At 62.9% G+C, this 10,442-nt stretch carries 10 protein-coding genes; 6 read left to right on the top strand and 4 right to left on the bottom strand.

The window, feature by feature from the left end; genetic code table 11:
- Window positions 1-852, top strand: an 852-nt coding sequence (locus QVE23_RS08400; RefSeq protein WP_287967928.1) for a hypothetical protein, incomplete at its 5' end; no start/stop codon positions are given.
- 144 nt (window positions 853-996) lie between these two features.
- Window positions 997-2,292, top strand: a complete 1,296-nt coding sequence (locus tag QVE23_RS08395) for an aminotransferase-like domain-containing protein (protein ID WP_287967927.1) — start codon at window positions 997-999, stop codon at window positions 2,290-2,292.
- Here QVE23_RS08395 and yfbR read toward each other — a convergent pair.
- Both yfbR and mtaB read right to left on the bottom strand, forming a co-directional pair.
- Window positions 2,252-2,827 (bottom strand): 5'-deoxynucleotidase, encoded by a 576-nt coding sequence (gene yfbR / locus QVE23_RS08390; RefSeq protein ID WP_021748882.1) that lies wholly within the window; start codon window positions 2,825-2,827, stop codon window positions 2,252-2,254. The two genes, QVE23_RS08395 and yfbR, sit on opposite strands and share 41 nt — an antisense overlap.
- A gap of 1 nt (window position 2,828) precedes the next feature.
- Window positions 2,829-4,118, bottom strand: a complete 1,290-nt coding sequence (gene mtaB, locus QVE23_RS08385; protein WP_287966622.1) for a tRNA (N(6)-L-threonylcarbamoyladenosine(37)-C(2))-methylthiotransferase MtaB — start codon at window positions 4,116-4,118, stop codon at window positions 2,829-2,831.
- A gap of 110 nt (window positions 4,119-4,228) precedes the next feature.
- Between mtaB and QVE23_RS08380 the strand changes: the two genes are divergently transcribed.
- The 4 genes from QVE23_RS08380 to QVE23_RS08365 are packed head-to-tail and all read left to right on the top strand — an operon-like array spanning window position 4,229 to window position 8,331.
- On the top strand, window positions 4,229-5,365 hold the full coding sequence (locus QVE23_RS08380; protein WP_287967925.1) for a cysteine desulfurase family protein: 1,137 nt from the start codon (window positions 4,229-4,231) through the stop codon (window positions 5,363-5,365).
- A 39-nt stretch (window positions 5,366-5,404) separates the two neighbouring features.
- On the top strand, window positions 5,405-6,790 hold the full coding sequence (locus QVE23_RS08375; RefSeq protein ID WP_287966624.1) for an MATE family efflux transporter: 1,386 nt from the start codon (window positions 5,405-5,407) through the stop codon (window positions 6,788-6,790).
- A complete protein-coding gene (locus QVE23_RS08370; protein ID WP_287967924.1) occupies window positions 6,790-7,614 on the top strand; it encodes a putative RNA methyltransferase in 825 nt (274 codons plus the stop codon). The genes QVE23_RS08375 and QVE23_RS08370 overlap by 1 nt, the downstream gene beginning before the upstream one ends.
- Before the next feature lie 15 nt (window positions 7,615-7,629).
- Window positions 7,630-8,331, top strand: coding sequence for a cysteine hydrolase family protein (locus QVE23_RS08365; RefSeq protein ID WP_021748877.1), 702 nt, complete (start codon window positions 7,630-7,632; stop codon window positions 8,329-8,331).
- Between the two features lie 58 nt (window positions 8,332-8,389).
- On the opposite strand, the gene abc-f is transcribed toward QVE23_RS08365, so the two are convergent.
- Both abc-f and QVE23_RS08355 read right to left on the bottom strand, forming a co-directional pair.
- The gene (abc-f, locus tag QVE23_RS08360) at window positions 8,390-9,883 is read right to left on the bottom strand and encodes a ribosomal protection-like ABC-F family protein (RefSeq protein WP_025544789.1); all 1,494 of its coding nucleotides are present in this window, start codon (window positions 9,881-9,883) and stop codon (window positions 8,390-8,392) included.
- A gap of 376 nt (window positions 9,884-10,259) precedes the next feature.
- Window positions 10,260-10,442 (bottom strand): ATP-binding protein (locus QVE23_RS08355; RefSeq protein WP_287967923.1); only part of this gene is annotated, 183 nt, incomplete at its 5' end.

The raw sequence follows: 10,442 nt of genomic DNA, 5'->3' as shown, positions 1-10,442 counted from the left end.
GTCTGCGACGATGTGACCCTGACGGTACGGCAGGCACTGGTCAGTGAAAAAACCGTCTACCTGGTGCTGGACTATCAACTGCCGGATACGGTGGACCGGGAGGCGGTGCAGCGGGCAGATCAGTCTGATGATGATTTCATCTATCCACCCGAGATCGGCTATTACCTTACCGGAGACTTCTCCTGGGCGGATTTTAAGGCCGCTGATCTGAAGAGGTGGCATGGCCTGGACTGGTCGGACTTCACGTCTTACGGGGATTACTTCCTTAGCTGGAACACCCTGCAGCCGTACCGTCTTTCCAACTTTTCCCACGGCAGCTCCGGCGAGGTAGCCAGCCAGGGCTACGACCCGGAAACCAACACCCTCGCCTACCTTTGCAGCATCACGGCCAAGGACGGCGACTTGGACTTCACTGCCCAGCCCTTGACGGTGATGGTACTGCCCCCCCAGTTATCCACAGGCGGCCAGGTGACCGCCTTGGCAACCCATCCTGCCATCCTCACCTTCCAGCCGGAGGCCGTTAGCCAGACGTGGACCGGCTCCCTTCGGCAGGACAGCCTCTATGCCCAGGTCACCTTGTCCCCCTTTGCCATCAGTGTGAAGCTTGGAGACGTGTCCGCCCCCGTGCCCTATGAGAGCATAGACAACCTGTTGCAGGCCACTACCTTGGTGTGCCGGGACGGCACCACCCAGCCAGTTCGGGAACTGGCCACAGGCCTTACTGGCAGTACCAGCATCTCCCAGGATGACGGCCACGGTTCCGTCAGCTTCACCAGCCAGTTCCAGGACCTGCTGGACGTGAGCCAGGTCGCCGCCGTGCAGGTGGGAGACATCCAAATTCCCCTGGAATGACCATCCTCCCGTCCCGGGGCAATGCCCCGGGACGGCTTGTTTTTGGGGAATTGAGTTTTCCCGCCTGGTGTGGTATACTGAAACGATCAAATCACACAGCGGCGCGCCGGAAGGGCGCGCCCTTGAAATGGAGGACAGCGCAGAATGGTGCCTTATGCCAAGCGTATGGAAAAAATGGCCTTCACGGCCAATGTGGTCAAAGGACTGTTCGGGTCCATGACCAACCCGGACATCATCTCCTTCAGCGGCGGTTCCCCCGCCAGAGAGGCCCTGCCGGTGGACACCATTCGCCAGCTGGCCGACGAGGTGCTGCGGACGGACACCCGGGGCGTGGAGGCCCTGCAGTACGGCCCCATTGAGGGGATCCGGGACCTGCGGGAGGTGGTGGTCCGGGAGCTGCTGGCTCCCAAGGGCATCGACTGCGGCGTGGACAACGTCATAATCATCACCGGCGGCCTGGAGGGCATCAACCTGGCCTGCCAGGCGTACATCGACCCCGGCGACGTGATCCTGGTGGAGGCCCCCACCTTCGTCCAGTCCGTGGAGATCTTCGATATGTTCGAGGCCAGGTGCGTGGGTGTGGCCATGGATGACAACGGCCTGATCCCGGAGGATCTGGAGCGGAAGATCCGGCAGTGCCATCCCAAGATGATCTATGTCATTCCCACCTTCCAGAACCCCAGCGGCCGCACCCTCAGCCTGGAGCGGCGGAAGGCCGTGGCGGAGCTGGCCGCCAAATACGACGTGCTGGTGCTGGAGGACGACCCCTATCGGGATATCCGGTACAGCGGAGAGGACCTGCCTCCCATCAAGCACTTCGACACCACAGGCCATGTGGTGATGGCAGGCAGCTTCTCCAAGATTTTCTCCCCCGGCTCCCGCCTGGGCTATGTGGTGGCGGATACGGAGACCATCCAGCATCTGGTGGACGTGAAGTCCGCCACCAACTCCCACACCTCCATGCTGCCCCAGATCCTCTGCGCGGAGTTCTTCAAGCGGGGCTGTTACCCGGCCCACCACCAGATGATCTGCGACCTGTACCGCAGGCGCCGGGACGTGATGCTCCAGAGCATCGACCGGTATTTCCCCGCCGGTACCAAGCACAGCAATCCGGACGGCGGCCTCTTCACCTGGGTGGAGCTGCCCGGCGGCATCGACACCTCCGCCCTGCTGCAGGAGTCTTCCACAGACCCGGCTGTGAACGTGGCTTTTGTGGCGGGAGAGGGCTTCTTCTCCGACCGGGACGGCCAGGGGAAGAACTGTATGCGCATGCGCTTCGCAAACCCGCGGTTGCACTTTTTCGTGGTGGGTGTCCGCCGCGGGGGGGGGTTTAGCTGCTCCATGCTTAACATGTCAACAACCACCCCCCGGGGCGCTGTGCGCCTGGGGGGTTATTTGTTCACTGCAGCTCGTCCAGGGTCAGGGAGAAGCTGTCCATAAAGGTCTCCAGAAAGTACGTCACTTCCGGCAGTTCATAGCCCTCCAGGGCTTTCCGGGTCTGGCCGGCGGCCTGCCGGAATTCGTTGTTGCCGGCTTTCAGCTCCTCTACACACTTGATATAAGCGGAGAGCTTGTCCGCCGCCTTCACCACCTGCCGCACCTCCGGGTCGGACTGCGTCAGGATGGGCCCGTACACCCCCTGAAGCTCCGGCGGCAGCATGTGGAGCAGCTTGCCCTCCGCCACCGCCTCCACGTCCTTGTAGGCGTTTCGGATAGCCGGGTTGTCGTACTTGATGGGGGTGGGCATGTCGCCGGTCAGGATCTCGCTGGCGTCATGATACAGCGCCGCCACCGCCACGGCGCCGGGGTCCAGGCGGCCGCCGAACTTCTCGTTGCGGATCACCGCCAGAGCGTGGGCCAGGACGGCCACCTGATGACTGTGCTCCTGGACGTTCTCCGGCGCGGTGTTGCGCATCAGGGCCCACCGCTGGATGAACCGCATCCGGGAGATGTAGGCAAAGAAATGGCTCTTCATGTCAGTCCTCCAAAAGCTCACCCAGCAGGGATGCTCCGTCAGTGCCGGTGACTTTCACATTCCGCACCTGGTTATGCAGGTCCGTCCCGTCCGCCAGCACCTCCATATAGTTGGGTGCGTGGCCGAAATACCTGCCGTCCTTGGGCTGTTCAAAGAGGACGGGATACACCGCTCCCACACAGGCCGCGAGATAGTTCCGGTGGAGCGCCTCCGCCACCGCCGCCGCCTGGCGGGCCCGCTCTTCCTTCACGGCCTTCGGCACCTGACGCATCTTGGCCGCCGGGGTGCCGGGCCGGACGGAGTAGGGGAAAATGTGCATCTGGGCAAAGCCGCACCGGCGGATGAAGTCCAGCGTCTGGGCAAATTCCTCCTCCGTCTCCTCCGGAAACCCGGTGATGAGGTCCGTGGTGACAGCGGGGTGGTCAAAATATTGATTTAAAAGTGCAACGGACTGCGCATATCGAGTGGTATCGTATTTCCGGTTCATTCGCTTCAGGGTGTCGTCGCATCCGGACTGCATAGACAAGTGGAACTGGGGGCAGAGGTTCGGCAGGGCGGCCGCCCGGCGGCAGAACTCCTCTGTGATGGTCCGGGGCTCCAGGCTCCCCAGCCGGATGCGGACAGCCGGTGCGGCGGTGCAGACAGCCTCCAGTAGGTCGATCAGGGTCTCTCCGTTCTTCAGGTCCTGGCCCCAGGAGGAGATCTCGATGCCCGTCACCACGATCTCCCGGTAGCCCTCTGCCGCCAGGGCCAGAGTCTGCTCCACGGCAGTGGGGACGGGCAGGGACCGCACCCGTCCCCGGGCGTATGGAATGATGCAGTAGGTACAGAAGTTGACGCACCCGTCCTCCACCTTCAGCATAGCCCGGGTGCGGCCCCCCAGGCCGCCGGCGGGCAGGACCTCGAACACCCGCCGCTCAAAAGGCTGGTCGATAGCCTCGATCTGCCGCTTCTCCGCCGCGGCCTCCTCCAGAAGGCGGATAAAACCCGTCCGGTCGCCGGTGCCGGAGATCAGGTCCACCCCCAGCTTCCGCACGTCGTCCGCGTGGGTCTGGGGATAGCAGCCGCACACCGCCACCACGGCGCCGGGGTGCTTCCGCTGGACGCCGTGGATCACCTGCCGGGACTTCTGGTCGCTGACTGCCGTGACGGAGCAGGTGTTCACGATATAGGCATCCGCCTCATCGGAAAACTCCGTGAGCGTGTGCCCCCTTGCCAGCAGCTCCTGCTCCATGGCCTGGGTCTCATATTGGTTCACCTTGCAGCCCAAGGTATAGATGGCAACTTTCATGGAATCTCCTTGCACTTTCCGCAAAACCTTTATATAATAACTTGATGCGTTTCGATTATACTGTAATTTTTACTGTTGGGCAAGGCCCAACTGCAAGGAGATCGTTTTTCATGATTTATCTGGACCACGCCGCCACTACGCCCGTTCCCCGGGCGGTGGCGGATGCCATGTATGAGGTGCTCACCGAACAGTTCGGCAACCCCAGCTCCCAGTACCCCATGGGGCTGGAGATGAAGCGCCGGGTGGAAGTCTGGCGGAAGACCGTGGCGGACGCACTGGGCTGTGGGGCCAAGCAGCTGTTCTTCACCTCCTGCGGCACAGAGGCGGACAACTGGGCTGTCACCGCCGCCTGCTGGCAGAACCGCCACCTGGGCCGCCACATCGTTACCACCGCAGTGGAGCACAGCGCCGTGCTGGAAGCCTGCCGCTGGATGGAGCGGCAGGGATACGAGGTGACGTATCTTGTCCCGGCTCAGGACGGCTCCCTCTCTGCGGAGCAGGTCCTCGCCGCCGTCCGGCAGGACACGGCGCTGGTGTCCTGCATGCTGGTGAACAACGAGCTGGGAAACATCTATCCCATCGCTGAGATCGCCCGGGGCCTGGCGGTGAAGAACCCACAGACGTTGCTGCACACCGACGCGGTCCAAGGCTTTTTGAAGGTCCCCTGCTCCGCAAAAACGCTGGGGGCGGACTTCCTCACCATCTCCGCCCACAAGATCGGCGGGCCCAAGGGCATCGGCGCTCTGTACATCGGTCCCCGGGTCCGGAATCCAAAGCCGCTGCTGGCCGGCGGCGGGCAGGAGGGCGGCCTCCGGGCCGGCACTGAAGCCACGGCCCAGATCGCGGGCTTTGCCAGGGCTGTGGAGCTGCGGCGGGAAAATTTGGAGGAGAAGCTCCGCTGCATGGCGAAAATCCGGGACTATGCCGCAGAGCGGCTGTCCGCCATCCCCGACTTGAAAATCCTCTCCGCCCCCGGCGGCGCGCCCCATATCCTCTCCATCTCTCTCGTAGGCTGGCCCAGCCAAAATATTGTCAATGACCTGGGCAGTCAGGGCGTCTGCATCTCCGCCGGCTCCGCCTGCCATCAGGGCAAGCCCAGTCACGTGATCGCGGCCTTGAAGCTATCCAAGAAGGTCTCCGGCGGGGTAATCCGCCTGAGCTTCGGTCCGGAGACTGACAAGGGCGACATCGATGCCTGTGCGGACGCCCTGCGGCGCCACCACGACACGCGGATGCCCATGCTGTAAGGCAATTTTACTTTTCAGTTTCAAGAGGTTTCGTCTTTTATGTTTCGTCATCTTCATCGGGAGCCCGGCTTCTACAAGCGGCTGTTCTTGCTGGCTCTGCCGCTGATCCTGCAGAATCTCATCACCACTTCCCTGGGATTTGTGGACACCTTCATGGTGGGTATGCTGGGGCAGAATGAGCTGTCCGCTGTCACTGCCGCCAACACGCCCATCTACCTGCTCCAGATCATCATCCTGGGCCTGCTCAGCGGACTCTCCGTCCTGGCCAGCCAGTACTGGGGCAAGGGGGACACCGACAGCATCAACCGCTGTATGGGCGTCAGCCTTTACGCCGGGCTCATCATTGCGGTTTCCGTGGCCGCTGTGCTGTTCTTCTTCCCCCTCCATGTGATGGCTCTGGTGACCAACAACGACCTGCTCATTGAGTTGGGCGCCCCCTATCTCCGGATTGTTGGCCTCAGCTATATCTTCAACACCATCAGCTCCGTCTACATCGGCATGCAGCGCAGCACGGAGAATCCCGCCATGGGCATGATCGTCTTCGGCATCTCCATGCTGACCAACACGGGCTTGAACTACATTCTCATTTTCGGCAAGTTCGGCGCGCCTGCGCTGGGGATCACCGGTGCTGCCATTGCCACCCTGACCTCCCGGGTGCTGGAGTTCGTGATCGTCGCGGTCTATGCCCCCCGCTACCGCCGAGTGCCCCTGATGCTCCGCCTGCTGCTGCGGCCCGGCGGGGCCATGGCGCGGAGCTTCCTGAAATACGCCACCCCCGTTCTGGTGAACGAGGTGCTGTGGGGTCTGGGCGTCAGCGTTATGACCGCCGTCATGGGCCACATGGCCATCAGCACGGATATGCTGGCGGCCCACGCCATCATGGGCAACATCGACAAGTTCTCCACTGTGGCCTGCTTCGGCATCGCAGGCGCCACCGCCGTGATTGTGGGCAAGCGGATCGGTGAGGGCGCCGGCCGGGAGGAGGTCTACTCTCTGGGCTGCTGCCTGCTGACGGTCTCCTTCGGAGTGGGTTTCGTGGTGTCGGTGTGCCTGGCGGTCCTCCTGCCTACGGTGTTCATCCCCTATCTCTATCCTCTGTTCCATTTGGAGGGGCTGGCGCTGGAGATCGCCGTCACCATGTGCGTCGTATATCTCTTCATGCTGCCGCTGAAGGCCTTTGACATCACCAACATCACCGGCCTGCTTCGGGCGGGCGGCGACTCCCGCATGGCCTCCATCATCGACTTGAGCTGCCAGTGGGTCATCGCTGTACCTCTGACCTTCCTGACTGCCCTGGTGTTCAACGCCCCGGTAGCGGTGGTGTGCCTATGCATCCAGTCGGAAAATGTGTGCAAGTGCCCCTGGGGTATCCTGCGGCTGCGGAGCCGGAAGTGGATCAACGATGTGACGGGCGAGGACACGTGATGGAAAGTCTTTTCCGCTGCCCCGTCTGCGGGGCGCCGCTGGACCGCGGAGACCGGGCCTATCGCTGCCCGGCCGGACACAGTTATGACATTGCCCGGGAGGGCTACACCTATCTGCTGCCCCCCAATCAAAAGCACTCCGCCGATCCGGGAGATGACCGGGATATGGCCGCCGCACGGCGGGATTTCCTCTCCAAGGGGTATTATGATCCGCTTCTCAATACGCTCTGTTGTCAGATTTTGTCTCTTTCCGGCGAATCGCCGGTGATCTGGGACGTGGGCTGCGGCGAGGGATTCTACACCTCCGGCATCTTCCAGACCCTGGCCGCCGCGGGAAAATCCCCCCGGATGGCGGGAACCGACATTTCCAAGCCCATTCTCCGATCCGCCGCCAAGCGGGAGAAAGGCATTGCGTGGGCTGTGGCCTCCTCCTTCCACCTGCCGGCGGCGGACGGCGCGGCGGACATTCTGCTGGACTGCTTCTCCCCCCTGGCGCTGGAGGAATTCCGGCGAGTGCTGAGGCCGGGCGGGCACTTCCTCTACGTGGTGCCCGGACCGGACCACCTCTGGGAGCTGAAGCAGGTCCTCTACGACCGTCCCTATCCCAATGAGGAAAAGGAGACCCCCTATGAGGGGTTCGCCTATCAGTCCATCGTGCCGGTGGAGGGCACCATCACCCTCCCCTGCCAGGCAGACATCCGCGCCCTGTTCCAGATGACGCCCTATTACTGGAAGACCCCCAAGACAGGTGCAAAGCGTCTGGCGGACCTGGAGTCTCTCACCACCCGTATCTCCTTTCGCATTCATATTTTTCAAAAACTCTGACAGGAGGTTCTGCTGATGAAACCCAATCCCACCCGCTCCGCCCTGCTGGTCATCGATATGGAAAACGGCTTCGTCCACCCGGAGGGCGGACACTGGATCCGCTTCGCCCAGTCCATGGTCCCCAACTGCGTCCGGGCCGTGGAGCTGGCCCGGGCCAAGGGCATTCCGGTATTCTTTGTCAAGCGGCTCTACCGCGCTGACGGCAGCGATGTGGAGCTGACCCGTTACCCCGGCTGGGTCGCTGGCGGCCGGGCCTGCCGCCCCGCCTCCACCGGTCCCAACAGCGCCCAGGCACCGGAGGGCCTGCGCCCCCAGCCCGGGGACTACACCATCATCAAGCCCAGGTGGAGCGCCTTTTTCCAGACGGAGCTGGACCTGATCCTCCGGCGGCTGGACGTGCGGACGGTGATCCTCACCGGCACCACCACCCCCAACTGCATCCGCACCACCTGCTATGACGCCATCGCTCTGGAGTACAACACCGTGGTGCTGACGGACTGCTGCTCCTCCCATACCGAGGAGATCCAGCGGGTGAATCTGGAGGACATGGCCCGGGCGGGCGCCATTTTGATGGACTCGGCGTCCTTTGCCGACTACGGCCCCGGCACAGTGGAGGACCTCTCCGCCGCCATCCGGGCCCGGATGCTGGAAGAGGACACGGTGCCCGAGCCCTTCCGGTCGGAGGACGGCCAGGTATTCTGGCCCGACCTCTGGTAATCACAAAGGAAAACGGACGCCCTCCGCACAACTGCGGAGGGCGTCTTCTTGTTTCGAGTCATTCCCTCTGGATCCGGATGCGCCGGGTGGCGATCTCGTCGCAGAAGCGGGCGTCGTGCTCCACGAACAGCAGGGTCGGCCGACAGGCCAGCAGCAGATCCTCCACCTGCATCCGGGAGATGACGTCGATAAAGTTCAGCGGCTCATCCCACACGTACAGGTGTGCCTGTGTGCAGAGGCTTGCGGCCAGCAGCACCTTTTTCTTCTGGCCGCTGCTGTAATCTGCCAGGTCCTTCTCAAACTGCTCCCGTGGAACATCCAGCTTCCGCAGGATGGTCCGGAACCGGCTGCCGTCCAGACCCTGGGTCCGGACAAACTCCGTCAGGCTGCCCCGCAGGTGGTCCGTATTCTGGCTGACATAGGACACCACCAGGCCGCTCATGGTCTCCACCGTGCCGCTGTGGGGGATCTCTTCCCCCAGCAGCAGCTTCAGCAGGCTGGACTTGCCGCAGCCGTTTGCGCCCTGGAGGGCGATCCGCTCCCCCGCCAGCACCTCGAAGGTGATCTCCCGGCAGACCCTGCGACCGTTGTAGCACACGGCTACGTCCCGGAACTCCGCCAGCCGCGCACCCGTCCGGCAGGGCAGGGGCGTAACCGCCAGCGCCTCCTGCCGCTCCAGGTTCTGCAGCAGCTGCTTCTTCTCCTCCACTGCCTCCTCCCGGCGGCGCTGGATGGATTTGGACCGCTGCATCAGCTTGGCCGCCTTGTGGCCCACAAAGCCCCGGTCCGCTGCCTTGGCCCCGGTCTTGTCCACACCGAACTTGCTCTTCTCCGTCCGGTCCGACCAGCCGGAGGCACGGCGGGCGGACTCCGTCAGCCGCCCGATGTCCTTCTGCAGCTTCTCCTGCCGGGCCAGTTCAAAGGCGTCCTGCCTCCGGCGGTTCTCCCACCAGGAGGAGAAATTCCCCCGCTGGATCTCAATATTGGTCCGGTTGATGGCCAGAATATGGTCCACACACTGGTCCAGGAACGCCCGGTCATGGGATACCAGCAGAAATCCCCGCTTCCGGGCCAGATAGCTCCCCAGCTTCCGCCGTCCCTCCAGGTCCAGATGGTTGGTGGGCTCGTCGATCAGCAAGAAGGCATTCTCCTTCAAAAACATGGCCGCCAGCAGCACCTTGGTCCGCTCCCCGTTGGAGAGGCTGGAAAAGGGCAGCTCCAGTGATCTCTCTGCCAGGTCCAGAAGCCCCAGCTCCCGCTGGATCTCCCAGTCCTCCGCCTCCGGCGCGATCTCCCGCACCACCTCCAGGCCCGTCCGGGACAGGTTCGCCACCTCGTAGGGGAAGTACTCAAATTCCACAGAGGCGGAGATGGTGCCGCTGTACGGGTACTCCCCCTGGAGCAGCCGCAGGAAGGTGGTCTTTCCCCGGCCGTTCCGCCCGGTAAAGCCCAATTTCCAGCCGCTATCGATCTGAAAGCCCACATGGTCAAAGATGAGCTCCGGACTGCCCTCGTATCCAAATGTCAGATTCGAGACGTCGATCATGGACATATCGCATTCCTCCTTTGCGCAGACCCTCATGTGCGGTCTGGCGCACCGCAGACTTCGGCAAATGCCGCGCACATGAGCGTCTCATCCGTCATTTCCGATTCGCCGTGCTTTTGCGCAGCAAAAAACGGCCGCGGGAGAGCAGACCTCTCCCGCGGCCGGGCATACGGCATTCACCCCGCATCCGGGGCTGTGCGATACCTGGGTGAGATCAGCGGTCTGCCTTCCCTGCAATGGCATGGAAAAAGACGCTGCGTCTTCGCCGCAGCAACCCTCTATGCCAAAACACGAAGGTCAGATCCGCATCTTCACACCCCTCCAATCATTCATCAATCTCCGGTTATCCTAGCACACTTCCGCCGGGATTGCAAGCCCCCCCTCATGCTCCCGCCTTCGGAAAGGTAAGCGTAAAGGTGCTGCCGTGGCCCGGTTCGCTGTGGAGCTCCACCTGGGCACCCAGATAGGCCGCCCCGTGCTTGACGATGGAGAGCCCCAGTCCCGTGCCGCCGGAGGAATGGCTCTTGTCCACCCGGTAAAACCGCTCGAATACCCGGCCCTGGGC

The organism is Oscillibacter sp. KLE 1728, from assembly GCF_934833455.1.
GTDB classification, from domain to species: domain Bacteria; phylum Bacillota; class Clostridia; order Oscillospirales; family Oscillospiraceae; genus Oscillibacter; species Oscillibacter welbionis.
This window is presented reverse-complemented; position numbering and strand designations above follow the sequence as displayed.

What these genes read in the sequence shown, in the direction of transcription:
- QVE23_RS08395 (WP_287967927.1), top strand. Translation starts at nt 997, where the DNA reads ATGGTGCCTTATGCCAAGCGTATGGAAAAAATGGCCTTCACGGCCAAT.
- yfbR (WP_021748882.1), bottom strand. Translation starts at nt 2,827, where the DNA reads ATGAAGAGCCATTTCTTTGCCTACATCTCCCGGATGCGGTTCATCCAG.
- mtaB (WP_287966622.1), bottom strand. Translation starts at nt 4,118, where the DNA reads ATGAAAGTTGCCATCTATACCTTGGGCTGCAAGGTGAACCAATATGAG.
- QVE23_RS08380 (WP_287967925.1), top strand. Translation starts at nt 4,229, where the DNA reads ATGATTTATCTGGACCACGCCGCCACTACGCCCGTTCCCCGGGCGGTG.
- QVE23_RS08375 (WP_287966624.1), top strand. Translation starts at nt 5,405, where the DNA reads ATGTTTCGTCATCTTCATCGGGAGCCCGGCTTCTACAAGCGGCTGTTC.
- QVE23_RS08370 (WP_287967924.1), top strand. Translation starts at nt 6,790, where the DNA reads ATGGAAAGTCTTTTCCGCTGCCCCGTCTGCGGGGCGCCGCTGGACCGC.
- QVE23_RS08365 (WP_021748877.1), top strand. Translation starts at nt 7,630, where the DNA reads ATGAAACCCAATCCCACCCGCTCCGCCCTGCTGGTCATCGATATGGAA.
- abc-f (WP_025544789.1), bottom strand. Translation starts at nt 9,883, where the DNA reads ATGTCCATGATCGACGTCTCGAATCTGACATTTGGATACGAGGGCAGT.